Genomic DNA, 26,865 nt, shown 5'->3' with positions numbered 1-26,865 from the left:
ATCAGGGAAATACTCCCTGTAGACACCCTCCAAGACCTTCTCGACCTCACCCGCGCACTTCTCCCAAGTGAATCTTTCAGAGTACTTACTCCCCCTCCGCCCCAGCTTCCCAGCATACTCTCGATCCTTATACAGGCGTCACATACGCCTCGCCAACCTTCTTGTAATCCTTCCCATCCACCAACATACCGGCATCGCCCACGACCTCAGGATGACTGGATGTCTCACTCACTACCACAGGAGTCCCAGCTCGCATCGCCTCAGCCACCGCCAGGCCAAAGCCCTCATAGTGGGACAGATGGGTAAAGGCAAATGCATTTTTCAACAACAGCTCTTTATGCTCCGGCTCATAGAAACCAGAAAACACCACCTTGTCCTTCAGCCCGATATCCTTGATCATCTGCTTGAAATCTTTAACTGGCGCACTGTCGATCTCGTAAGCGGCACCGGCGATCACCAGATATGGAGCCTCAGCTTTTGAGACTCCGTCGCTTGAGAGCTTCTTCAACATCTCTTGGTAGCTGTACACGACACCCTCGTTATTCTTGGTGCGCTGTATGTTGCCACCCATGTAGATCAGGTACTTTTTCTTTTTCCAATCTTTGGGCAGGTATTTCGCTAAAATTTTAGCCTCACTCTCGGGAGAGCCTGATTCTGCACGCGCCTCTGCCGACATCTTCTCTAGCTCAACACCCATGAATGCCTTGTAAACACGCTCTTCAGGATAATCTTTGTAGCATTTCAGGAAGTCGCGAGCGGTCGACTCGGAGATTGCGATTATTGCATCCGCACGAGCTGTACGATTTTGCCAAAACCAATATTCACGCTTACGCAAAGCATTCACAATCACACCTTTATTCGCATACATGTCCAGCATAGGCATGGCGAAGTCATAGATCATGACAGCGGTTGGATGATAGCCGGCGGGATGCCCCTGCCAGAAGTAGGTAGCGAAGTAGACTGACTCGGGAATCTCGCGATATATATACTCGATCACTGGCTTCAAGTGCAGAGTGTATGTCAGTGGGTTGAGGTAGCCTGGGAAAAGCACTCCAGCGTCATACAGGATCACGTTGTCTGCATTTTTCACGGCGGGGTCTAGGGTGCTTTCTGCATCTGTATGTAGGATTAGGTGGTAGGTGACCTTGGGGTTGTTGCGGACTAGTTGTTCGGTGATTTTCTTGGTGGCAATGCCGATACCGGAGTATGGTTTGGACTGGGTTGGTGTTGTGTCGATGATGATGTTCACAGTTTTATGATACCCCAGGCTGACTACGCTGTCACATCATTATCAAATTTCACTCGATGTGGAACCATAGCAATACTGTTTATATCAATATGCTGATTGACACTAGTACTGTTGAACAAAAATCAATGACGTGGCAGTTCTGGCATAATATTAAAATCATCCTCATTTCATTTCTTCGGGTATGACCAGAACATCCGAAGATAAAGACCTACCGACTATACTCGCAGATTTTATACGAATTGTTAACATCCTCCCAAGATATGAAGGTATCCCATGAGCAGAACAACCCTAGGTCAGCACAGACAAGACTCTTGGCTCCAGGTCTCTCGTAGCTTATATGTATATCAGTACAGTTTGACTGAACATATTCGTGGCCGGATATTTGCATTTTCAACGTATCCTGAGCATTAGCGATATTAGCTAAGTATATTACCTTATATTTAGCTAATGGTAGAACTTGTTCAACATCTCCCATTGTATTCGAGTCAAGGATATAGCCATCGATGTTGTATCTATGTGTAAGTTGTGACAGATATGACACTTCGGAATAACCAGAAGAGTAAACAATTACACTATCAGGTTCTATATGAATAAAAGCCGACCTCGTTGTTTCATCCGAGCCACGATTTTGTATAAAACCGAAAGATGTGGAGGCCATATAGGCAGTAATTAGGACAGCTGAGCAGGTCAAGGATATCAGCGCAATGTATACTCTTTTATTCAGCCTTCCAGCATATATTACATAACAGTATGCCAGCAATGTAACTGGAATTGTAATAAATAGATATCGTCTTGACCACCAGTACAAGGGACTAGAATGACTTGATTCGAGTATTGGAAGTAGCGCAAGGATTCCAACTATAAATATCACAACGCTTTCACTATGTCGTCTATACATGAGTAGCGAAAGCCCTAATAACCCAATGATAGTAATATAAACGGGATAAAAATAATTGAGCCGAACGAGGTTTATTAACTCAATATTCTGTTCAGTAATAGGAGCAGTGGTTATAGTATATGCCGTAGATATAAAGACGACCGCAGATACCACCATAAACATTAAAGCTAAAAGAAGTGCAATGCGTTTTCTCCACCAACCACTCACAGACTTAAATCTCGAAATAAGATGAGTGTGTGACAATATAAATATAAACGATAGAGCCACAGACACTGCTACTAAAATATAAACTGGCAGCGGTCTCGAAGCAGTGCCACCAATCGTCTTATTAATATATGGTTGCGAAAAAAAGTACATAAATAACGCTGTAGCCAGAAGGCTAAGTACCAAGAAATAGTCGTCCCACTTGGACTTTTTATGCAAAGACCGCGTTAAATAGTACACAGGAAGAATCAGAGATATAACTATCGCATCAAGCTTTGTTAAAAACAGCACCGAGAGCAACACTACTGCTATAGAAGTAATTATCGACTGTTCTTTCTCCTTATTTAACAAGTACAGCCATACAATTAGAAGCATAAGTGATTGTGCAAACACCTCAGTCATAAACTCTTTAGAGTAGTTCAACTGGATTGCGTTAAAAGAAAACAGCATTAAGCCGAGGGCAATTATAGTCTCATACTTACCAAAAAGTCTTTTCAGGATCACATAGAAAGTAACCGCACTCATAAAACTAACTAGGATCTGGATGACTTTCATACCAAAATAACCTTTGATGAGGTTTCCGTATGACAATATGATCGGATACATCGGGAGATACTGAGTGACTGCAGACCCATCCTCTCTGCATATAAGTGCAGAATTACAGACAGAACCTTCTATCACCTCTTCTTTATAAGCCCCATCTCCAGCATAACTGTACGCTATGCTGACATATCTACCCGCGTCCATCTCGCCCCTTACTGTCCACTCCGAGAAGGAGCCAAGTAAAACACAGTGTATCGAGCCGATCAAAAGAATATATATTAAATCCTTTGTGGTTCCTTTCAGCTCCCGAAGCTCTTGGAAACGAAGCCGCTTAAAGTAAAAGTATAATAGCAAAATCGCTACAGAGGTGAGAGACACTAATATAAGATTTATAACTGTGAACAATGATAACAGTAAGAGTAGTAACCCAATCACACAATAAAACGCTAAAGATAAAGCGTAAGAAAGTAAAAAAAACTCGACGATGCTCTTGAGCTTTAGGCGATTGTTTACACAGACTGACAGCAGAACTGTATTAACCAGGATCACCGACAAAAGTAATAGCCACATATTTACCCTTAATTAGTATTAGTCCTTTTGACTATCATCTGCGCAATAAAGCCAAGCATAAGGAAGTTCAAAGTGAATACGAATGCTAAGACAGTTTTATCAGTCAGATTGCGCAAAACAAACAGATCGTAAGACAGTGAGATAACAGTGCCAATAAAGGACAACAGAGCCAAAGGCAGGAATATTCTGAACGGTTCAAAGTACATAATCGTGTTAACAATCTTAAAAATAAACCCGAAGAAGTCGTTAATAGGCCTGATTTTCGATTTGCCATCACGCTTGAAATACTTAGTATCCAAGTAGTAGACCGATTTGTGTTCACTCAAATATGCAATCGTTATAGTAGTCGTGAACGAAAACTGATCCGGGAGTAAAGGATATAGGTGCTCCATGTCCGAGCGATAAAACCCTCTAAGCCCCGAGTTAAGATCAATTATCTTCGCTTGCATTAGTGCAGATGTAAACCAGGTCAGGAACCATTTAGCAGGCTTCCTAACTAGCGGAATATTCTCTCTATTGAGAGTTCTTGCCCCAACAACCATTCGGTAATCGCTCAGTAAGTCTGATATTTCAGGTATCCTTGTATTGTCGTAAGTACCATCGGCATCTGTAATAATAATCTTATCGTACATAGCCTCCCTGATCCCTCTTTTAAGTGAGCAACCGTAGCCCATATTTCTCTTATGGTTAATCAATATGAAATGCTCTAGCTTGGCCTTAGATAGCAATGTCAATGTATCATCTGTTGAGCCGTCATTAATGACTATGATCTCGTACGGATCGGCGTAATTTCTTAGTATTTCTGCAATGGATTCGATTGTCCCTAATATCGCGCCTTGTTCATTGTACGCCGGGATAACTACCGTTATTCCTACATTATGAGCTTTGACTTTTTTCATGCTTTGAATTTACACTATGAGGATGATAAGATCAATAAGTCAAACCATCGAAACTCAGTGTTAGGTAGGTTATTTATGAGTAGGTTTATAGCAAGATTACTTCACAAATTATCATCATATCCCCTTGACTGAAAGACAATTAATAAAAGAAACCTCCGCAGAGAGCAGCAAAAACAGAAGGGTCTTGATGTTTTGCTACGAATACCCTCCCCTTGGAGGCGGCGGGGGATGCTTTGCCAGAGACTTGCTGTACGAGATAGCACATAGCCATCAAGATGTAGAGGTTGACCTGGTTACTTTCGGGAATTATAAATTTCCTCCTTTTATCTCAGAACAATTCGGAAATGTAAAAGTTCACCGAATTGGAAAGTTCCTCCCACGAAAGAATAGGGCGACAAGCGGTATCCTACTGCTTCTTGCATATCCTTTTTTTGCTATCCCGAAAGGGATAATGCTTTCATTGAGAAACAAATACTCACGCGTTTACAGCGTATTTACGTTCCCTTCTGGCTTTGTTGGAGCAATAGTATCAATCCTGTTTAATAAGCGACACTATGTGACTGTCATAGGTGGAGACATATATAAGCCAACTGAAGGATACTCTCCACACAAACACTTACTCCTTAAAGTTGCAGCGCGCCGGATTATAAACAACGCATACAAGGTCAATGCTATATCAACAGATGTGCGGGAGAAAATATACAAATTTTACGGAGTCAAAAAAGAGGTCGAAGTCGGTCATATAGGAATCCCTTTCACGACTCTGACTAACTTAAGAGATCATAAGTTCGACCTCTTTACGTTTGTTGCACTTGGTAGGCTCGACACAAGAAAGGGCTATGACATAATGATAAAGGCGTTTGCAATTCTCCCACAAACCAGTGAATGTCAGCTACTAATAATCAGTGACGGGCCGGAGAAAGGACATCTGCTGCGACTTATCGATGAACTAGGCGTTAGTTCAAGGGTACATCTATTGGGATATGTAAGCGATAAAGAGAAATATCAAATAATGGCCAAGTCTCACTGCTTTGTACTTTCCTCCTACCATGAGGGTTTTGGATTGGCTTACATTGAGGCATTGAACAGTTCTCTCCCTGTAGTTTCAACAGCAAATGGCGGTGTAGAAGATATTGTATCAGAAGGATATAATGGCCTCCTATCACCAGTTGGAGATATAGAAGGCCTGTCAGAAAATATGAGCCGCATTATGCAAGACCAAGAGCTGTATACTAAATTATTGTCGAATTCACGGAAGAGCGTGGCTCAATTTAATATCACTTCCGTCACCAATAACTACTTATCTTTCCTCGATCTCAATTCCTAGTCCTCAAGGGCGTTAACGCTACTACGCAACTGTTGATAAGGCTTTAAAGTATCATGTTCACTAAACTCTGCCTCCAAGGGATAATTGAGTGTGAGCATCCCGAACAATTTCACAGGCATCTATGCTACAATAGTGACCATTGTAACCTATACACTCGTAATTGTGTAAAACAACCGTGAAGCCAAGAATCAGCTACAATGAAGCAATAGATCTCCTCAACAGAAGGCCTGTGCGTTTAGCGATAAAACTTTCAAATGGTGTACGCCGGTTTAAATACAAGGTCACTCCACATATACCAGATTTTACTGAAGATGAGGCAATAAGGTTATACGAACCATTTTCAGACCCAGTAAGAACCTGGTCCAACCAGGAGCTCAGGAGATTTTCTCACCTGTTCGGAGGAGATATAGTTAACATATCCGGCTGGGAGGATAAAGATAAGGATGGCGATTACTACAGAAACTACTTTCCCAAGGCAAGCTCTTATACAATCACAAACTACAGCCAACACATGCCTGACCGGGATGACGAGATTACTCTCGACCTCGAGCAAAATCTGAACACATCGCTTAAGAACAGGTTTGATACTGTATTCAACCATACAATTCTTGAGCATATCTACCAAGTCAAAAAGGCTTATAAGAATATGGCTATGATGTCGAGAGATGTTGTCATCACAGTTGTACCTTTTATTCAGCAACAGCACGAGCAGGAGACTTTCCGAGATTACTGGAGGTTCACACCAACTGCGCTTAGGTACCTTGCACGAGATAATGGTTTGGAGATTATATATGAGAATTATAGAAGAGATCCATATGAGATAACTTATATAATCTCCGTCGCATCAAAAAAACCAGATGAGTGGAAGTTAAAAATGCCACCATACGAAACACTCTCTCAGATTGCCGACTGGATCGGCTAGATCACGAGTTAGAATACGTTGCATAAATATCCAATCGCTAAGTGAAGCAATTAGTAGGTGTAAGTCCTTAAGAATATGTACCCACTATTGCCGATTACTGTTTCAAACAATTCATCTGTAACAGAGAAATAGGAAATATTGGTACGTTGAGGAGAAGTACCAGTCCTTCGCTCCCAAGGATACCAAGTTATGCCATCATTACTGTAACGGATGAACAGATAATTCGTGGAATTGCCTTTAACCGACTGGAATAACCTCCCATCAAAGGATACCATAGAAGGGGTTGCCGAAGTAAATCCGCCGTTCTGAGTCCAATCGCCCCAAGTGACTCCATCGCTTGAACTCCTCGTAAATATACTTGAACTATTACCTCTTACAGTCATATATATTTCGCCGTCAAATGCAGCAATCTCTGGCACAGATGGTGTCTGTCCCGTTAAGGTAGTCCAGTTCTCCAAAGTGTCAGGTGAAGATCCATCCGCCAACCCGTCAAATAACCCATCACCACTACTTCTTACGTAGATATTGTTTGTTGAAATGCCGCGAATACTTTGGAACAACCTTGAATTAAATACTGTCGAGGAAATCGTTGTGCTTGTAAGGCCGCCATTTTCTGTCCAATCTGTCCAAGTCGATCCATTTGAAGTATATCTAACATAGATGCTTCCACTATTACCTTTTACAGTCATGTATAGCTTTAAACCATCCCCTGGATCATATGCAACCAGATTTATCTGCTCAGGCGTCTGCCCTGGAATTTGAACCCAATCCTCTGCAGCCTCACTATTATCAAATACTCCGTCAGCTGTACTCCTTAAATACACGAAGTTAGTGGAAAATCCTTTTATAGCCTGATAAAACCTTGAGTTAAACTCTGCTGATGCAACTGGTTTGCTAGTCCTCCCACCATTCTGGTATAGAGTAGAATCAATGTAATAATGGTAGTCGTTAGCTAGCTGAAAATCTAACACCCCATACCCCGTGGTATTATCTCTACCGACACCATAGCTAGTAATGTCCTGGACTGACATCAACAATATAGACTCAATATTACTTGCTGTCATAGTTGGGTTATTACTCTTAATAATCGCCGCTGCCGCTGCCACCTGTGGTGCAGCGAAGCTTGTACCTATAGACACATCCGTCGCTGTGCCTGTAAATACACCTCCTCCATCACCGGCACTAGTACAACCGTAACAGGTAAGTGTTTCCTGATATGCAGCCGTACCTGCGGCTCCTCCTTCACCTACATATGCGACGAGGTCGAGGTTGCTACCTCCATTTGAGTAATCACTCCTTGTGTTATCAGCATTAACTGCACCCACGGCAAGAACGTTGTCGAATGCAGCTGGGTAACTCACAGCCTGCATAGATCCTGATGTCGAATCATTTCCAGAAGCAGCTACAAAAACCATACCCTCTCCATACCAATAATCAATCTGATCCTGGAACACCTGGTCAAACGGAAATCCACCGATACTCATATTTACAACGTCAGCACCGTTTACACCTGCGTACTCAATCGCCGTTTGTACATCTGCCATCCAGAAAAGATGATAATCGCTCTCATCATATGTCTGCGAGGTATGGGTGTTGTTGGTAGTATTTATTGAAGCAGCAAGTGGCATTATACTTACATTAAATGCAGGCGATACTGTATCCCCACCATTATCTACACCTCCTGCGATCAAGCCGGTCACAAATGTACCGTGACCATATGTATCGACAGGATGACCAGGCTTTCGCCTAAAAGTATTCGATGTACCAGAAAAATCCACAGGGGTCATACCGTTGCATGTTCGTTCTGAGAGACTTTCGGTTGCTACTATGTCTGTAATCTCAAGCTCTGCAAAAGCGAAGGTGTCCATGCCGTGTGCGTCATCGATCACACCATTACAATCATCATCCATCCCGTTGCTTGCTGTCTCGCCTGCATTCACATATAGATTTGGAACATCATCGGCAACTGCTAGGAAGTTATTCTCTGTAAATCCGTCACCAGTGTCATCATCGAATGCACCGTATGCCAAGCCGGTATCGATTACAGCTACTACCACCGATGAATCACCACCGCACGATGCGCCACCTGGACATCCCTGATCATGCCACATCTCTTTGACTTTGCCGGAGTTGTAGTACCACTGGTTAAATGTAGGGCCTGTGACGTCATAGTCACCTGGATATGCTTGGGTGCCGTTATCTGTCCATGCTGCAATTTTGCCTAAGTAGTCAGGAGCTGCATAGGCAACTTCTGGGTCTTCCATTAGTTCAAGGAGCGTATCGCCAACATTTTCTTTCTGTTGAGCGGTGTTTGCGAGGTAGTCAGAGTCGTTTCCGTTTGCATGTACGGTTACTGTTGAAACTACTTTGAAGAATCCGTCCTCTCCACGCTTCTCGAGATCATCTTTATACACAACCCTTACTCTTTTTGAGGAGTACTCTCCTCGCGAGAGCATTTCTTCTACCGATGCCCTACTAGCAATATCATCTCTCGAGGCTAACACATCAAGAGAGAACTTATTATCTAAGGCTCCAATAGTGAATAAAGTTGCAACAAAGGCTCCAAGCAGAAAAAACTTCTTCATATCTGTTGTTAAATGCGGTATATTTTATCTCCTACCACAATACATGAATTTACCTTCTAATTTCAAGTCAAGAAGCAGTCCGACTATATTATGAAAGAATGCACGGTGTTTCGAGCGAAATTAGGGTTGTAGTAAGGGTCGTTTTCAATGTACTTTTTCCACTTATCTCTCATGAATTCGGTTTCCATTTTTGGAGGCTCCTTGATCCTAGAAGCAGACTCATGGTGGAAAAGCCTTGCATGTGCTGTATATACATTACGGTAGCCGGCCTGAAGAAGCTTAAGGCATAAGTCAACATCATTATAATTAACCTTAAGGTTCTCCTCATCAAATCCTCCTACTTCATCGAATTTGGTGCGTTTTATCATCATACATGCACCAGTTACTGCACTATAGTTTCGAACTAGGTTCATCTGATTAAATGCACGAGGACTTCCTTCTCTCTCTTTGTAAAAAGCATGTGCGGCAACAGGTCTATGACCATCATTAACATCCGGCCCGAGCCCTAGAATGACCCCAGCATGTTGGATTGTATGATCCGGGAATAGCAGCTTTGCCCCAACAGCGCCAATTTTTTCCATCTGAGCCCACATTAACATCTCTTCTATCCAACGAGGCTCTATAACTTCTGTATCGTTATTAAGGAAGAGTATGTAGTCAGCTACTGACTGCTTAACAGCCCAGTTATTTATCGCTGAGAAGTTGAACGGCTTGCTATATTCGGCTACCTTTACTCTGTTATCCCTTTCTTGAATCTCCTCCAAATATTCCAGCGTCTCCTCTTCTTCTGAGTTGTTATCTACAATATGGATTTTGAGATTCCCATAGCTGCTTTTTTCTATAATTGACTCAACACATCTGCTCAGAAGTCCCTTCTTATCTTTAGTTGGGATTATAATGTCAACCTGTGGATTGCCTTTTATCTCAATATTCGCTTTGAAGGGATAGTTATCGCCAATAACTTCTGCCTTATATCCTTTCCTTTCAAATGACTCTGTTATTGACCTTTTTGCTGCAGCAATAACATAAGGCTTATGCTCTACACTATCAGCAGTTGACCCTGGGATTTTACGCCAATGATACAATATCTTGGGGATATGATAAATCTTGTCTGTAAGATCAAAGACTCTAAGACAGAGATCATAGTCTTGACTACCTTCATATCCTTTCCTGAGCTTACCTGCTTTCTCAAATATATCTCTGCTGTAAAGTGCGTGTGTAGGATACATCATCGATAGCAGGAACTCTGGCGATGGGCCAGGCTTGAAAAATGGTTCTACCCTGGCGCCGGACACATCTAACTTATCTTCGTCGAAATATATAAGATCCGCCCCCGGATTTGCCTCTATCCCCACAACAAGCTCTTCAAGTGCTCCAGGAGCAATCAGGTCATCATTGTCCATCAGGAGCAGATAGCTACCTGTAGACAGGTCGAACGCAGTATTGGTGGTTTCGGAGATATGCCTATTCACTGGAGAGAATTGCACCTTTACCCTTTCATCTTCTGCCTCTAGTTTCTCGATGAGTGGGGGGATCTCACTATTCGTCGAAGCATCATCAACAATACATAGCTCCCAATTCGTATAACTCTGGGTCTTTATCGAGTCAACAGCCTCAACAAGGTAATTGGGTGAGACATTATACACAGGCATAAGGATCGATATTTTTATATCTTGCGCAACAGCAGCCACCTGCGTATTTTTCGACTCTACTTCATTTACCCAATCTTTGTACTTACTTTGAGTTATATCAACAATATCTGTTCCTACACCCAGCCACCTATCTAATACCGACTTAGATTTTCGCGCACTTGCTTTCAACCCATGCGCCCTCAAATATCGAACTGCATTTCGGCTTAATCTAGCAATATAGCTCACGTTTACCTTCCATTAATTATTTTAATTTTGCATACAATCATATACGATGCTGGGTTAAGAGCAACCACTAATCATTCTCTACCAACGCTACCAACATATCTGAGCCTCTAAAAACTATCCTATGGTTGTATTTTTCTTGAAACTGCTCAGCCATCTCCGATCCTGTACCTATTGCAATATACTTCACGTTAAAATCGTACTTCTCATTATTACTTGCAACAACTTCCATATCTGGCAAGTACTGAATTAACTCCCAAGGGCCTTGAGGTGAGTATGCCTCATAAAAGCGTTCCGTAAACTGCTTTTCGCCCATAGCATCGTAGCTTCTGAGGTCGTGTATTTTATATTGGGTTGCTATATTTGGCGGCAATGTTGTATCGATAAACAGCACGCGTTCCTCAGTAGTATTTTCTTGCAAGAACTGTATTCCAGGTGTCACAGGGAACCTCGAATTAAGGTCATACGAAGGATTATAATTGTAGGCATAGCTCACGATATCTATTGCGAATATTATGAAGATGATTGCTGTGGCATGCCACCTCGATAGTTTACCCCCACTGTAAAGGAGTATAACTAACAGGAAAGAGATTAATAATATTGCGGATATCAGTATCTGCTTCATCGAATAGTTGACCATCGCAATCGCATCTGCTCTCAGATCGCTTCCGATTATCATAAGCTGGTCGACTAGCGCTATTGAGAGCAATTGACTCTCCGTAACATAGACCAATAACGACGCACAAAGTATCAGTAGTCCCATAAAGAAGACGATTCCTGCGTAGCGATAGTTGGAAGGAATACGATGGAAGACGCCTTCTCCTCGAAAAATATATTGCAAAGCAATTACTCCAAGAATGATATTATTCATCCCAAACAGCAGCAGCAGTCGATGGTTTGGCGCTAGATCAAATGGGGGGATCTCGGTCACAAGCTGGAAGATTGGCCAGATTCTTAGCGACATAAGGAGGATAAAAATGTTAAGCGCTATGAGTAGGATAACCAGCGACCGATACTTCTTGGCAAGCAACGCCAAAGGGGCAATGATGATAAAGATCAGCCCTGCAAACCCTTGGACAGACTCGTTATAGTTCGTTAGTGGTGCAAAAGTTAGCTCGAAACCCTTATCTAGAGATAATGTGGGGAAAGCATGGGTATAAATATCATCTCGCGGATTGCCATAAATATTTGGGACGAACCAGGTAAGTGCAGCTGCAGGTGGCTGACCATATGTGTTGGTCTCAACTCCACTACGAGATTCCAGCACATATGACTCTTTCAGGTATGAGAGGAATGGCACCAATTGTATCGAGGCCAGCAGTAGGCCCGCGAATATGGGCAGGGCATAAAGCGCCGATTGTCGAACCAAAGACTTTATCTGAATCTTCCTGAAACTCGTCGCTGCAAGGATTCTATACATAAAATAGATGCCTGTTACAAAGCATATATTAAACGAGGTCTCTACATGCCCACCCAGAAACTGCAGCAATATAAGTACCGTGAGAAGCAGCGAGTGCTTTATTCTATTTCTCCGACTGATTTCTAGCTCTGTCAGCTGATGAGTTACCCAAAGAAGCCAAGGGAGGAAGATAGATACATTAGAGTGCGGGTGGGATAGCCACACAATGTTAAAGCCGGCAAACGCAAATATCAAACCACCAAGAAGTGCAAACTCTCTCTTGATCTTCAGAGCCGTAAGCAGGAGATACATACCAAATGCAGCAAAGATGAGCCGGATAAGCACTCCAAGTGTTGAAGCGAAATTTACCTCTAAGAGGTAGAAAATAATATTGGTCGGGAAGAATACTGCAGACTGATCATTTCCAATCAGAGGTGCACCATCTGCCTGATATGGGTTTTCCCACGGCAGCTTGCCTTGTCGTATCTGTTCCCTCGCATACATTTTCCATGGCTCGAACTGCAGAGTCTGATCAGATAGTAGCTCATTAGACGGTACATAATCATCCTCCACCAAGTATGAATAGTTGTCATAGATATAGATCATGTCCGATGGACTCACTGCTTCACCTCGGAGAATCGGTTGCATAAAAAACACCGATATTACTAGCATGAACAGTAGAAAGGCACTAACAGCTGGATGCTTCTGAAATTGTCCTTTTAGATGGATCAGACTCTTTTTCATTCTCAATAATTGAATCTATTCTGTCATATCTGTAAGAATCTCAGAGTTCTTTCTGAAAATAAAAAATTTCCTCACAAAATAGTTGAACAGCACGATAAACACGATCGATATATTCTTCGATATTAGGTAGTGGACGCCAAGTCCTACCGTCAGGTATTCAAGGATTAGCTTGGTGATCAACACGCCGAGGGCTGTGGTAACGATATAGAGTGGCAGTGTAAATCTTTTCTTCCTACCACTGCTGGTGAAAACATACCTGATAGTCAAGACATAGCTAATTAGCGTAGATATAATGAACGAAATAATCGAGGAATTAACTGCGTCTATATTTACCAGATTTACCAGAAGGATATAGAAAAAAATATCTATTAAGTAGGTAGTGAAACCGACCGCTAGGTAATTCAGTTTTTCTGAGCTTCTAATAGAATCGTATATTGCGAAAACTTTTTCCATCTCTTCTTTCCCGCACTCTAATTATGCAAACACTCGATGTTAGCATAGATACCCTTTTCACAAAATCATAAACCTATTATTATGTCTGTGGTATATCCGACTTTTCTATTACACGATAGCACAGTGAATATCAGAGGATCTTATTCGTAACAGTAACAATTACATCTTTACACATGGGTGCCAATAAAACCAGCACAATGGGCAGCAAGATTGTAGATACGCGCATAGAGAAAGCCCTGCTTCTCGGCCTATTTATTACATTTCTCATCCTAGTTCTTTATAAGACATACTTGATTACCGATAGCAGTGACTTCTTAAATAGGTACAAGTACTTCACCCCTGACAGCTATGACTGGATCGTCAACGGAATATACCAATTTAGAGACGATAAAATATCGTATCGAAGCTCAGGACTGCCACTGCTTATCAAACCGCTGTGGGACTTGAATCTGCTGTGGCTTCTTCCGTTTATCAATGCTGTCACGTTTATCGGCCTTATTTTTACGGTTAACCGTTCTGTTAATTTCTGGACCAAGAACTATAAGCTTGCCATTTTTCTATCGATAATTCTTTTTCTGAACTTCGAGCTCCAAGAGTTTTCAAAATATATACTGGCAGATCTATATGCCGTGCTATTTCTAGCAGCATCGGTCTACTTTATATCTACCTCTAGGCCCAACAAGTCATTCCTATTCCTAGGAGTCTCGGCACTTTTCCAAAGTTTCGCGTTTTTTGTTTTCCCAGCATGGATCGCAATCAGTTGCCTGGATCTGCTGCTGAGTAGAAAGAAGCATAGGACATTGGCCGCATTTACGAAAGAAGGTGTAACAGAAATATTGTCAAAGACATTTATGTTCCTGTTCCCATTGCTGCCTGTAATGATCTATAAGGCGATCAAGTTTGGAAACCCACTCTATACCTCTGTAGGGCAGTTCGACCTATTAAAACCAAATGTAGATTCTGTTTTCTACTACTCAGTTAGCCTTGTTGATATCTACACATTGCCAATACTCCTGCTTGGATTGCTTGGAATCTTCTACTACATCTATCGCAGGCAGCTGATGCAGTATCGATATATCCTATCGGGACTGCTTGTTGCAACAATCTTCTGGGTTGTGATCTATGATTGGAACGATAAAAGGTTCATGCTATATCTCTTGCCTTTCATATACATCTTGGCTGGAGATGGCTTGAACTTCCTTATCAGATCGCTTGAGAAGTACAAGGATATCCGGGGAGGTATTCTAACACTTATTACACTCGCTGTTGTGGCTCAGGGTATGACACCAGCTGCCGATTTTTTTACTTCAAACGAGCTAGTTATCTTTCCGAACCTGAAATATACATTTAAGAATGAGTTTGTGGATGGCAAGGGGATGGCCTTGAAGAGAAGTGGCGAACTAAGACAGCTCACCTACAAAGAGTTAGTTCAAGGTATTCCATACATCTCCGAGTACACGAAAACCGAAGAGCATAAGACCGTACCGAATAGCTACGCACACCATGCTGGACTTGTAGACAAGCGGTTTGACCCTGCTGAGAAAGAATTCTGTGTGAATGAAGGTGATATCTTCGATTACTACTCGCTCAACTCTATTACAAAGATAAAGACTGGCTATACACTCGGAGACCTTACGATTGTATATAACTGCCAGTATTAATGCAGATTAAAGTAAGCTATGCCTGCGGTGGTAGTGACTTGGAGGTGGTTATCCGACTGCCAAATGTCATTGCATTCCTGCTGTACCGAGGATCTGCTTTTTCTTGTCTTCGTTTGAGGATGTTACCTACAAGAGGTTTTTCCAAAGCCTGGCAGTACTGTTTGTCAGTAATTCGCTCTTGATGTAAGAAAGATTAAGCGAGCCAAGAAGAACTTTATAAAAACAGCGATAGAGTATGTCGACTACAATCTTATTATTCTGGTTATAACAGTTGGTTCAGTAGCTTTTGTGTCAGAAGTGATAATTGACCAAAAGCTTGCATATGTAATTAGCCTCGAGCCGAAAACGACTTTGAACGATATCTACAGACAGAAGCAGCATGAAGATGCCTCTGTTTACCTATACATCAAATAAATCTATACATCGTTTGAAACTAGATTGACTCAAGTGATATTATGGTCGATCATTATTTTGATATAAGTTGGTAAACTTGTTAAATGACAGATCTTTCGATTGTAATACCGGTATATAACGAGGAAAAAACTCTAGAGAGAGTAGTAAATACTGTTTTGAAGCAGGACTGGAGGGGCAATATTGAGGTAATAATTGTTGACGATGGATCTAAGGATCGAAGCAGAGAGATAGCGAAATCGCTGGCAAAGAAATCTACAAGTGTTCGGACACTCGAAAATAAGAAGAACATGGGGAAATCACAAACGGTGAAGAGGGGAATTCTCGCATCAACCGGCAAATTCGTGACAATCCAAGACGCTGACCTAGAATATGATGTCTCAGAGCTGTGTGCAATGTTCAAGGTCATATCCGAAGATGAGTTTGATGTCGTTTACGGCAACAGGTTCGGTAAGAAAAACAAGGTAATATACATCCAGAACTATATCGGCAACCACTTCGTATCGCTATTCTCCAACTTTTTCACCTACCCCAGGATTAAAGTGTATATCCCGGATATGGAAGTTTGTTACAAGCTAGCAAAAGGCGATATATTCAGAGAAGTCGCAGAGAAAATCGTATCGAAGAGCAATTTTGGATTCGAGCCAGAGGTTACCGCAAGGTTTGCAAGGTACAAGAAGGATGGTAAGCATCTGAAATTCAGCATCTATCCTATCAGCTACACTGCGAGGACGATACAAGAGGGCAAGAAGATGAAGGCTTTTCAAGATGGCTTCAAGGCTGCAGTCGAGATTGTGAAATTTAATATCTGGTAACTTTTTGTGTGCATAGGAATTTTGATTACGTAGATGTGACAACGTAGGACTAGAGACTCTTGACACCATGACTGGGGCGCCGAACCTTAACCGATAAATGTACGAGACAATTAAGCCGCACTGTCCTGGCAAGATACTTGAGATAGGTAGTGGCATTGGCAACTTCTCTGAACACTTCATCAAAGATGGATATAACATCACTCTGAGCGATATAAGGCCACACTATTGGGACATCCTTGCTCAGAAATTTAAAGTGGTCGACAGAGAGACATTTGACGTTACAGAAGATAACAGAAAGCTGAGAGGTAAATTTAACACTATCTTCGCACTGAATGTGATTGAGTATATTAAGAACGACCGCAAAGCGGTTGAGAATATGCGCAAGATGCTACAATCGGCGTAAAGGTTGTAATCCTGGTGCCAGCATATATGTGGCTTTACAACAGTTTCGACCGTGAACTGATGCATTTCCGCAGATATAACAGGTCAAGCTTACGGGCGCTACTCAACAAGTCCCGACTTAAAGTAACCAAGAGCTTCTACTTCTACTCCGTTGGGACAGTTGGGTGGTATTTTTCTGGCAAGGTACAGAAGAATAACCAGATTCCCAACGGGCAGATGAGGACATACAATAAGCTTGTCCCACTCTTCAGAACAATCGACAATCTTTCGATGAGAAAGGTTGGGCTATCAGTCGTTGGAATCGGACAAAAATAGTAAGGACTATTTCTTGTGTTGGTGAACTAGGAAATAGGGGTTGTCGAAAATGTCATACTCAATGATGTGTACCTTAAGTGAATTATACATCGACAATGCATACGGGAAAGTAATCTGATCACGACTGCCATATAGACATATAAGACTCCACCAAAGCTCGTTCAACTTCCTACAACCTTCGGATCGAAATAGCACACCACATGCATATAAAGGCACTTTGGATATGTTAAGTGAAGCAGATTTATATAGCTCTTCTACTCTTTGCCGAGAGACATTATCTAGTAATCCCTTAGCATGGCATGCCTCAATCTCTTCACCAACATTTTTATGAAATGGATGGCGAAAGACGGCAAGGTCAGAATCGCCCATCAATTTCTTGAAACCACTGCTGTTTAGGATCTCCATATTGGCATCAACCCAAACATCATATGAATATGGGTTCAATACTTTATAAAGTTTTGCCTTCATCCGATTTGAGAGATGGTCTTCGCATCCGCTGAACGGATTGTTATCTTCGCTGAATCTTAGATCTGCGCCTTTATATTCACCTTCATATCCTCCAAACGATGCCGTGTATATCCTCACCTGCTTCTATTGAAAATATGTTAAGTAATCTCTATACTTTCACAGCAAGTATGGTATATTTTTCAAAGTAAATTTGCAAACCACCTCTGGTTATGTCTAATTGGGTCTTCTACAACAGTAAACTTAAATACAGAGATGAGTACGATGACCTAAACACTCCATGGGCTGGACACACTTCCTTCGCATACGACCTAGTAAGAAATCTAAACCCGGGGGTTATTGTCGAACTCGGTACCCACAAAGGAACCTCTTTCTATTCGATGCTTGAGGCACTTCGGGACATTAAATCCAATAACGCAGCCTACGCAGTGGATTCTTGGCAAGGTGATGAACATGCAGGGACTAGTGAGTCCGGTTATAACCCTGAAGAGGTTTACTCGTTTGTAACCTCCATGGTACGGAAATATTACGCAGAACAAAATGTTCACCTAGTCAGGAAGTTCTTCAGTGAGGCCGCGAAAGATTTCGAGAAGGGAAGCATCAACCTGCTCCACATAGACGGTTTGCATACATACGAGGCCGTGAAAGAAGATTATGAAACTTGGTCGCCAAAGCTCGCTAAAGATTCTGTCGTACTATTCCACGACATAGGAGTCGCAGACTTCGGAGTTAACAAGCTATGGAATGCTATTAATAAAGATTTCGACTACGTATTTGAATTTAGGCACTCTTACGGACTAGGTGTTGGCATCAAGGGCAAGAAATTTACAGATATATTGAAATCTGCAACTGAGTGTCCTGACCTAGTGCGTGAGTACTATAACTCGGTATTCTTACAAAATTACTCAGAAGCAAAGCTTCATGCTACAGAAAAAGCTATGATGGAAGTTGAAAAGAGGCTTCCAGAAATCTTACACCTGAGAGATGAGATCAAGAATCATGCTGAAGAGAACTCAGTGCTAAAGAGGCAAATTGCGATTTTGCAGAAGCGGAGTGATGACTCTGAAGAGCTTTATACAAGCGCTAAACGACAGCTAGATCAGCTTGCATCCCGCAAATTGGTTAGGATCTACAGAAAAGTCATGCGCACAATGGGCCGCGATATATAGAGGCTTCTTTGCACTATTTGTATAGATCCAGAATCTGTGGTTTTACATTCTCCCAAGAGAATTTTTTAGCGGTTTCCACCCCACCCTTGATTAGCTTTTCCCTCAAGCCTGCATCGCTTTGGAGTTTGAGAATGTATTCTCTTGCCAGCTCTTTCTCTCCAGACTCATAAACCAAGCTGTTCTCCTCATGTGCCGCATATACCTTATTCCCTTCATTTGAAGCTATGACGCATAGTCCACCTGTCGCCATCATTTCCAGTGGTGGATATGAGAAGCTCTCCAATGTACTACACTTAAGCATAATATCGCAGGAAGAATATATCTTTGAGACCTCATAATAAGGCACTGTGAAATAGGAGAAGTCTGGGTCATACCAATCCTTCATGCTTTTCGTATAGGAAAGATAGTGAATCTCAAACTGATTCCTATCCAGCCCCTGGACAATCTCAAAGGCTTCATCGATCCCTCTGAATGGTTCCTCACAATTTCCTTCAATGATTATTTTCAACTTTCGACCGGCAAGCTCTGGTCTTGTGGTGACATCGAACAATTCAATATCAAGCCCATTTGGCGCATAACCCACTTTTTTCCTTCCATAATCTTTGGTCAACCAATCTTGGCACCATTTAGAGATGGTGATGTAATTGATATTGTCATCAAAATATGTCTTGTTAGCTTCCGTTTTATAAATATCACCATAAGGCAAGAAATCTGTCTCATAGCCCTGTACTAGATAGTACTTCTTCAACGCCCTTGAGTATGGAGAAACAAACCTAGTCGTATTCCATAAAGTTGCAACAAGTATATCGAATCTACACTGAATCATAGACTTATCTGTAGCGACCAAAGGTATTTCTCTGTGATCAACATGAACATTCTGCTCATTGTCTGTAATCGTGTCTGAGATAAGCGTGACATCGAATCCAGCATCAAGGAGGAACTTTGCATGGTGCATAGCAACATTCACCCCACCACGTATGACACTGCCTGGGATATTGAACCCAACAGATGGCTTGATGCTATCCAGTACTATTTCTCGAATTTGCCTCCCTTTGTACACTGCCCCTTTTGAGTGGAAGCATTTATACCTGGACTCATGCAGATCTCTTAGAAGACCTGCATCCGTCTGCAACCTATCGACTGCTTTCGAGGCGTCATCGCCGCTTTGGCCTATTTTTACTATCGGTGTCATCGAGAGTGCAATAATATCCCTATCAAAAGTAACTGTATCCTGATCTTCTCCAATCCATATTGCAGCTCTTACATCTTTGACTACTCTCAACAAGTTTTCCAGGCTCTTTACCCGAATAACATACTTAGGTAACCTGCCATTAATACCGCCTGTGAAGTAGATCGGCTCTCGCCGGAGAGGTGCTATCAAGTTTGTAATGTATTCTGCACTAACTTCTGAGTCTTTTGATATTACTAGGTACCCTTGCCTCTCTTCCGGTTTCTTATAATGGTTGAACTGTGAAAGGAATCCTTCACTATACGCCTCATCTATGAAACGGATCCTGGTTTTCGGTATAAATTCAAGACTGTCCATTTTGTATGCGAAGGTTATGTCTACCAGATCAGCTAGCAAGATGGTATTCTTCGTACCGCCTTTAGTAAACTTTCCACCCATCTGGAAGAAGGTCTTATTGAAAATCCTCCCTTTGCTTACAAATCTGCTTACCCTATCCGAACTTCCGATGTTTACAAAGACAAACCCATGATAGTAGTTCAGCAACCCAACTCTTAAGTCAGATGATTGTATGACATCATATGCAAGATCTGCTGCGCTCAACCTATCACTTAAAGATGCTAGATAGCGCTCTCTATCTTGCGATGACAGGCGGCCGCATATAATAAGGAGGTCTTTCATAATTTCACTATCTCAACTTAGATCTAACACGACGTAATAGACTCTTCACTCTTGGAGGGATTACACTGATTATATCGGACCTGAACGATCGGGGATTTTCAACTGGCGATGACTCCTCAGCCTCAAGAAGGTCTTTCAATTCATCCACAGCTTCACCACTTATATATTCAGAGATTTTCTCCATGAACAGATTGTCTTGAGCCACTTTACTCTCAAGAAGCCCATTGAAAACAGCTACTATCGCCTCTTTATGATCGTACGACGAGAAGGAGTAATACAACTTCTCAATATTAATACCTCTTTCCCTAACAAGTATTGACCCTAGTTTCTCCACAAGAGAGATATCGTCAATATCGTTGGTATATTCCACATCGAATTTCTCCATTAGTTCTACCTCAGCCTTATGTTTATCCAGAAGTAAAAGCGTAACATTCGCATACGCAACGAGCTGTAGCTCGCTTGTTGAGATCTGGTCTGAAAGGTTAATGTAAACCGAGGTATCCTTGAGCAACTCATAAAGTTTCTCTGTCCCGGGCCATTTAAAGATTGAAACCTCATGACTACCGACAATTTCTGTCTTCTGCTTATCGCCGAACTTATAGAAGTGATAGCTCCCAGCCAAATTCGAAGCTGTCCTAGCCAGCTCAATCATTCTATCGTAAGAAGTGTCGGATGAGAACATTATCTTTGTATACCCAGTTTTCCCATTCTTCTTGTAGCCAATGTTGGATAAAATATCCGCCACTTCTGGCGCAATCAGTGGCTGCTGATCAACCTCGCGTATGTACTCATCGTACACCCCTTTGGACAATGCATCTTTCAATTTAGAATAGTACGAAGAACCAAATACAATCTTAGGGGAAGTACCATAAGCTAAGTGCAACGCAGATGCATAGTCTAAAGCAGATCGGTAGAGCAATCTATCGGTAACAACAATAAGCTCTAGAGGCATATACTTATTTTTAATCTCGGATATCTCAATTGGTGTATATAGCCTATCGTCAGCGAAACTTAACTCTGTTGTGCGATGCTTGTATGCTACATTTGCCGGGATGCCAAATTCAAGCAGTGTGTTAGCCAATACATGTGCATATCTATGCTCTGGATCTGCGAGTGAATTACTGTGTGTCAAAAATAAAACCTTCGTCAGATACCTACCATACTCGTTTACATGCGACTTTATCTTGTTGACTATGGTTTTCTGTGCGAATTCTGGAAAAGTTTTGTCATATAGCTCCTGGTATCTCTCGAATACTACCTTCCTTGCAAACAGTACTTTCTCGTCCCTATCGCTAAAAGATCCTTCACCCCTGTGATATACGAAGCTATCAGTTGCTATTACGGCCCGTAAGCCATTGTCGACATACCGGAAATGAAGATCTGTATCTTCACCATATCCATAGCCAAATATTCGATCGAAAAAGCCGAGCTTTTCAATATACTTCGATTTTATCAGCATACAAAACCCAACAGATGTCACCAAATCAATGAAATCACTCTTCGACTTAGGGAAATTTCCTGCAGCCTCCTGCATGTCGTAAATATTGAATCCGGCTGGCATTTCCGCGTTGATAACGGCTATCTGATTTGTGACGGGGTTAACTATAGCAATTTCATCTTCGCTTTCAGCAGTAGCGATCATCTTGTCTAACGAATCAGACAACATCAGAGTATCGCTGTTGAGGAGAAGCTTATAATCGCTATCCCTATATTCGACCCCGGTGTAACAAGCCTCAATAAATCCTTTGTTTTTACCGTGCTTTAGAACCGCAATCTTTTCAGGCGATCCAAAGTCTGCCACCTGCTTGCTTAGAAGCTCTCCATACTCAGGGTCACCGCTATCATCAACGAGTATCAACTTCAGATCATACTTATCAAAATCGCACTGATTTAGGACAGAATAGACCGACCTTGTCGTGATACCCAGTCCGAAGTAGGCAGGTATTACTATATCTACTTTAAGCTTCGCCATGCTGATTTATCACAAATTACTGACCTCCTCTAAATACCTCCCCACAACACCCTCCGGCTCTCCAATCTCCCTCACCTTCCCATGCTCCATCCACACCACCCTATCACAGTACAACTTAATCGTATCCATCGAGTGACTCACATAAATAATCGTCTTCCCCTTCGCGATCAACTCTTTCAACCGCGCAACACACTTCTGCTGAAACGCTACATCACCCACTGCAAGCACCTCATCCAAGATATAGATGTCAGCCTCAATCTGGATCGCAATAGCAAAAGCCAATCGCACCATCATACCTGACGAGAAATTCTTCACCGGCGTATCGAGGAACTCGCCAATTTCTGCAAATTCTACAATCTCGTCAAACTTGCGGCGCACAAACCTACGATTCATACCGAGAATTATGCCGTTTAGGAAGATATTCTCTCGCGCTGTCAGGTCGGGATTAAAGCCTACTCCAAGCTCCAAGAACGGAATAATCGAGCCACGGACTGTTATCTTGCCAGAATCTTGCTGGTATACCCCTACCAATGTCTTCAGGAGGGTTGATTTACCGCTACCATTCCTTCCAATAATGCCTAGAAATTCACCAGGAGGGACATCGAAGCTCACATCATCGAGCGCGTAAAATTCATGCGCCTCTCCCTTGCGGAAGATCCCCATGAATGACTCCTTAACTGTATCGGTGCGCTCCTTGTAGATCTTGAACTTCTTCGTAACGTCTTGGATCTCAATCAGCGGTAAATTTTCTCTTTTCTCTTTTCTTAGCTTCATAATTTTCTAATACTCCCTATATGGCTGATATCATTTTAATAATACTCCGCTACTTTCTTCACCATCTTATTGAAGAAAAGCGTACCTGCACCTATCATGAATATCCCCAAGCCTAACAACACCATCATATGATTAACATATATGATATTTCCATTTGCAATTGCATCGCGAGCGGCTTGAATAATTATCGTCATAGGATTGTATTGAATAACCGTCCTGAATGGCAGCGGCACTATATCAAGCGGATAGATAATAGGTGAAAGATAGAAGCCTATCTGCAGAAATACCTCGATCAGATTTTTGACATCTCTCAACCGCACCGACATTACACTTGTAAACAGAGAGATCCCATATGTAATTGTCGTCAGCACGACCATGATAAATAAGAAGTAGAGGATCGCCATAGGATTTGTATTTACACCACTCACATATGCAAAGACTGACAGAATCCCCAAATTGATGACCAAGCTTATTACAGCCAAGCCTTGTGTGCTTAATACAGCAATCTCTTTCGGGAATTGAACCTTCAGTATTATATGTGCCATGCCCAGCAAGCTGCCGGCTCCACTCAAAACACTCTCGCTAAAGTAGTTATAAATGATCAAACCGGAAAATAGATACACTTGGAAATTCTCAATCTCACGATTAACAAAGAATGAGAACACTAGGTAGAGTACTACGAAGTTGATAAGCGGTCTTATAACGACCCAAAGTACACCCAATAGCGAATCATTGTACCGCAGGCGGAAACCGGTACGCAGGAGTACATAGAGCAGGTCGAGTTTATGTGTTAGCGAGCTGTTCAACAAGCTATCGATTCGGGTAGAAAAGTTAAATCAGGAATATCTTACCATAGAATCCCGTTCGTCTGAACTTCGCTATTAGAGGGATAATTTAAGCGAGCTTCACCTTATCTTTGATCACCCAATATACATAGGTAATTGTGATCGCTAGCATCGTGACAACACTACCCCAGCACCACATGCATATCTCTTCTATAACTCCAAATTCAAGATATCTGAGATAAATCGTGAATAGGATGCCGGCCAATATCGCAATCGCGAGCATCCGATCTAGGAGAATATGCTTAATGTGTATCCTCTGGAAGCATAACGTCGCCATGCCGGCGTAATAAACAAACCCTAGTGCGGCGACAGGAATTCCAAGTATCTTGGAGTATGGGCTTGTTAATACCGCCTCGCAGTTTGTCGTGCAAAAGTCGACTGAGCCTTGAAGCGTGCTGTTCCACAGATATAGAGAAAGCAATCCCCCTGCTGCTGCCAGCAGGAGGATTATCAAATTCGTTGTAGATCTAAGATCTTTCTTGCTTCCCATAAGTACAGCTATAAACGTGCCGTAACTAAAGTCTTAAACGATTTCTGCCTCGTTCGGCCTAGATTCCGTTCCCGAAAATCTTGTCATGCATCTGGAAGTATCCCTCAGCACCCTTCTGATCCATTACACAGTTAGCCGCAACAGCTGCTGGTACTGCCTTTGGATGGAAGCTTAGTGGGAAATCTCTAAATGCGTAAACTGCCTTACCATTGTCTACATATCCATCAATGATAGAACTGTAGGTCTGCTGGTAATGTCGCTGACAAAATGGACACTCAAAATCTGAGAACTCAACAATCGCATACTGTGCATCATCCTTGTTGCCTTTATATGCATCATCATCGAGAGATGTCTTACCTGTTGGCCATGCATCAAGTGTACCGTCCTGGTTGAAGTCATACTTTGGAGCTGGAGTATCACCGCTTTCCAATGCCGACAAAATTGTCTGGAAGTCGCCATATGGGTAGGCTCCTGAAATTCTATAGCCTTCAACCGTCCCATCATCTGAAAGCTTTCCAATGATGAATCCTGGGGTTCCGCTAACACCTGCGCTAGTACCAGCGGCAGTGTCTGCATCAACCTCTGAAGTATCGTTGGCTGCGACACATTTGTCATACTCATCCATGTCTACACCAATCTCTTCGGCATAGCCGGAGAGTGTAACGCTTACATCTGAGTCAACTTCTACAGTTGTACCTGTAGTTGTAGTGGTGGTCTTGTCTGTAGCACCCAAGGTCTTCGATGAGCTACCTGTACTGTCATTTAAGCTAAAGTAAAGTGTGCCGCTCACCATCATCCCTGCGAGCAAGATTGCTACAGGCGTCAGGAGCTGCTGCACATCAATCGAGACGACATTTTCTTCTCCTGCCGTGTGTGATTGCTTAGTCTGCTTCGATTGCGAGGCACTCTGCGCTGGCTGGCCCTTCACTGGGGCATTGCTTTGTTCTGCCATGTAAAAAATAGATAAAAAATATTAAATCTGAGCAATGATTCATGGATGAGTGTATCAGATAAAATTTTGCCGCGCCACTTTTTGCTTGTTAGGGGCTGGCGATTCTTAAATCTTTCTTAAGCGGGCAGCCCAGCAGAGGTCAGACCCGAATTGCTCAGACCCGATCGGGTCTGAGCAATTTTATAAACGCTTTCAGTACAGCATAATTTTCAAAATCACCACATTAACTCTCACTACCCCTGCCCTATACTGGGCGAGTTCGCAGAAAGCTGATAATATAGAGAGATGAAAATTAAAGCTGCCCTAGTCGATCTAAACGACACAATTTGTAATACCTCCGATGTTGAGCGCGACGCGTTAAAAGAGACCGCCAAGCTTTTCTCAGACCTGACCGAAGGCAAATACTCGGAATCAGACTCTGAGAAAATGCTCTCATCATCGCGTGAATATATCAACAATGCGACAACCAGCGACGCTGCTGCCTACGATACAGCACTTTACCTTCAGCACATGGTCGAGAATGCCGATATCAGATCAGACAGATTCGAGCTACTATACCGACTGCAGGACTCTTACTATAAGTATATGCTCAAAAATCTCCGACTTTACGATGATGCGGAGGAATTCCTCCAGTGGCTAAAAGAAAGTGGCCGAAAAGTTGCAATTATCTCTGACGGCACGGTCAAGATGAAATTAGAACAGATCCACGAGCTTGGGATAGGCCGATATGTCGACTTACTTGTTACGTCAGAAGAGTCTGGAAGCAATAAGCCCGCACCTAATTCGTATATGCTTGCGATGCACAAATTAAAAATGTCGCCAAGCGAGCTTTTTGTGATTGGGAATAGTCTGAAGCTAGATATATATGGAGCAAATATGCTTGGTATGGTAACTGTAGAAGCAAACCTGACAAAATTGGGCCAGACCGCGACAAGGGAAGGAATGTTCAAACCACGCTACACTGTTGACTCGCTTGCAAAAGTACGGGATATTATTGAGTTCCTCGAAACCAGCAATTGAGTCAGCCTACTAGTGGGCTAACCCAACCGGGTCGCACCTT

22 protein-coding genes are annotated in these 26,865 nt (G+C 42.4%); 8 read left to right on the top strand and 14 right to left on the bottom strand.

The features are described from left to right. Positions 1 to 127: 127 nt before the first annotated feature. The 3 genes from QY318_03365 to QY318_03355 form a co-directional block, all read right to left on the bottom strand. Entirely contained in the window at positions 128 to 1,249 is a 1,122-nt protein-coding gene (locus QY318_03365) for a glycosyltransferase (protein ID WKZ30862.1), read from the bottom strand. A gap of 208 nt (positions 1,250 to 1,457) precedes the next feature. Continuing rightward, positions 1,458 to 3,098 (bottom strand): glycosyltransferase family 39 protein, encoded by a 1,641-nt coding sequence (locus QY318_03360; GenBank protein WKZ30861.1) that lies wholly within the window; start codon positions 3,096 to 3,098, stop codon positions 1,458 to 1,460. A gap of 374 nt (positions 3,099 to 3,472) precedes the next feature. Next, positions 3,473 to 4,363, bottom strand: coding sequence for a glycosyltransferase family 2 protein (locus QY318_03355; GenBank protein ID WKZ30860.1), 891 nt, complete (start codon positions 4,361 to 4,363; stop codon positions 3,473 to 3,475). A 124-nt stretch (positions 4,364 to 4,487) separates the two neighbouring features. Between QY318_03355 and QY318_03350 the strand changes: the two genes are divergently transcribed. Both QY318_03350 and QY318_03345 read left to right on the top strand, forming a co-directional pair. Continuing rightward, on the top strand, positions 4,488 to 5,690 hold the full coding sequence (locus tag QY318_03350; GenBank protein ID WKZ30859.1) for a glycosyltransferase family 4 protein: 1,203 nt from the start codon (positions 4,488 to 4,490) through the stop codon (positions 5,688 to 5,690). Positions 5,691 to 5,865: 175 nt separating this feature from the next. Next, the gene (locus tag QY318_03345) at positions 5,866 to 6,612 is read left to right on the top strand and encodes a hypothetical protein (protein ID WKZ30858.1); all 747 of its coding nucleotides are present in this window, start codon (positions 5,866 to 5,868) and stop codon (positions 6,610 to 6,612) included. Between the two features lie 50 nt (positions 6,613 to 6,662). Here QY318_03345 and QY318_03340 read toward each other — a convergent pair whose 3' ends face one another. The 4 genes from QY318_03340 to QY318_03325 form a co-directional block, all read right to left on the bottom strand. After that, entirely contained in the window at positions 6,663 to 9,197 is a 2,535-nt protein-coding gene (locus tag QY318_03340) for a S8 family serine peptidase (protein WKZ30857.1), read from the bottom strand. 83 nt (positions 9,198 to 9,280) lie between these two features. Continuing rightward, entirely contained in the window at positions 9,281 to 11,074 is a 1,794-nt protein-coding gene (locus tag QY318_03335) for a glycosyltransferase family 2 protein (protein ID WKZ30856.1), read from the bottom strand. Positions 11,075 to 11,141: 67 nt separating this feature from the next. After that, positions 11,142 to 13,214: a hypothetical protein gene (locus QY318_03330; GenBank protein ID WKZ30855.1), complete on the bottom strand. Its 2,073-nt coding sequence runs from the start codon at positions 13,212 to 13,214 to the stop codon at positions 11,142 to 11,144. A gap of 15 nt (positions 13,215 to 13,229) precedes the next feature. Next, on the bottom strand, positions 13,230 to 13,667 hold the full coding sequence (locus tag QY318_03325) for a GtrA family protein (protein ID WKZ30854.1): 438 nt from the start codon (positions 13,665 to 13,667) through the stop codon (positions 13,230 to 13,232). Between the two features lie 173 nt (positions 13,668 to 13,840). Between QY318_03325 and QY318_03320 the strand changes: the two genes are divergently transcribed. From QY318_03320 to QY318_03305, 4 genes are all read left to right on the top strand, one after another. Continuing rightward, positions 13,841 to 15,328, top strand: coding sequence for a hypothetical protein (locus tag QY318_03320; protein ID WKZ30853.1), 1,488 nt, complete (start codon positions 13,841 to 13,843; stop codon positions 15,326 to 15,328). Positions 15,329 to 15,825: 497 nt separating this feature from the next. Then, a complete protein-coding gene (locus QY318_03315) occupies positions 15,826 to 16,554 on the top strand; it encodes a glycosyltransferase family 2 protein (protein WKZ30852.1) in 729 nt (242 codons plus the stop codon). Between the two features lie 97 nt (positions 16,555 to 16,651). Then, a complete protein-coding gene (locus tag QY318_03310; GenBank protein ID WKZ30851.1) occupies positions 16,652 to 16,957 on the top strand; it encodes a class I SAM-dependent methyltransferase in 306 nt (101 codons plus the stop codon). Positions 16,958 to 16,971: 14 nt separating this feature from the next. After that, positions 16,972 to 17,271, top strand: coding sequence for a hypothetical protein (locus QY318_03305; GenBank protein ID WKZ30850.1), 300 nt, complete (start codon positions 16,972 to 16,974; stop codon positions 17,269 to 17,271). Between the two features lie 6 nt (positions 17,272 to 17,277). On the opposite strand, the gene QY318_03300 is transcribed toward QY318_03305, so the two are convergent. Continuing rightward, positions 17,278 to 17,856 (bottom strand): hypothetical protein, encoded by a 579-nt coding sequence (locus QY318_03300; GenBank protein ID WKZ30849.1) that lies wholly within the window; start codon positions 17,854 to 17,856, stop codon positions 17,278 to 17,280. Between the two features lie 92 nt (positions 17,857 to 17,948). Between QY318_03300 and QY318_03295 the strand changes: the two genes are divergently transcribed. Beyond that, the gene (locus QY318_03295; protein ID WKZ30848.1) at positions 17,949 to 18,905 is read left to right on the top strand and encodes a class I SAM-dependent methyltransferase; all 957 of its coding nucleotides are present in this window, start codon (positions 17,949 to 17,951) and stop codon (positions 18,903 to 18,905) included. A gap of 13 nt (positions 18,906 to 18,918) precedes the next feature. On the opposite strand, the gene QY318_03290 is transcribed toward QY318_03295, so the two are convergent. The 6 genes from QY318_03290 to QY318_03265 form a co-directional block, all read right to left on the bottom strand. After that, a complete protein-coding gene (locus QY318_03290; GenBank protein WKZ30847.1) occupies positions 18,919 to 20,772 on the bottom strand; it encodes a glycosyltransferase family 4 protein in 1,854 nt (617 codons plus the stop codon). Positions 20,773 to 20,779: 7 nt separating this feature from the next. Continuing rightward, positions 20,780 to 22,744, bottom strand: a complete 1,965-nt coding sequence (locus QY318_03285; protein WKZ30846.1) for a glycosyltransferase — start codon at positions 22,742 to 22,744, stop codon at positions 20,780 to 20,782. A 9-nt stretch (positions 22,745 to 22,753) separates the two neighbouring features. Beyond that, complete coding sequence (locus QY318_03280) at positions 22,754 to 23,518, bottom strand: ABC transporter ATP-binding protein (GenBank protein WKZ30845.1); 765 nt, start codon at positions 23,516 to 23,518, stop codon at positions 22,754 to 22,756. A gap of 35 nt (positions 23,519 to 23,553) precedes the next feature. Continuing rightward, positions 23,554 to 24,324, bottom strand: a complete 771-nt coding sequence (locus QY318_03275; GenBank protein WKZ31576.1) for an ABC transporter permease — start codon at positions 24,322 to 24,324, stop codon at positions 23,554 to 23,556. An 88-nt stretch (positions 24,325 to 24,412) separates the two neighbouring features. After that, positions 24,413 to 24,853 (bottom strand): vitamin K epoxide reductase family protein, encoded by a 441-nt coding sequence (locus QY318_03270; protein ID WKZ30844.1) that lies wholly within the window; start codon positions 24,851 to 24,853, stop codon positions 24,413 to 24,415. A gap of 58 nt (positions 24,854 to 24,911) precedes the next feature. Beyond that, positions 24,912 to 25,805, bottom strand: coding sequence for a thioredoxin domain-containing protein (locus tag QY318_03265; GenBank protein ID WKZ30843.1), 894 nt, complete (start codon positions 25,803 to 25,805; stop codon positions 24,912 to 24,914). 285 nt (positions 25,806 to 26,090) lie between these two features. On the opposite strand from QY318_03265, the gene QY318_03260 reads away from it, so the two are divergent. After that, the gene (locus QY318_03260; GenBank protein ID WKZ30842.1) at positions 26,091 to 26,825 is read left to right on the top strand and encodes an HAD family hydrolase; all 735 of its coding nucleotides are present in this window, start codon (positions 26,091 to 26,093) and stop codon (positions 26,823 to 26,825) included. The last annotated feature ends 40 nt before the right edge of the window (positions 26,826 to 26,865 follow it).

This window comes from Candidatus Dojkabacteria bacterium, assembly GCA_030583845.1.
In the GTDB taxonomy this organism is placed as follows: Bacteria; Patescibacteriota; Dojkabacteria; order SC72; family JAHDCA01.
Note: the sequence above shows the minus strand (reverse complement) of the source record. Positions and strands in the feature narration are given on the sequence as shown.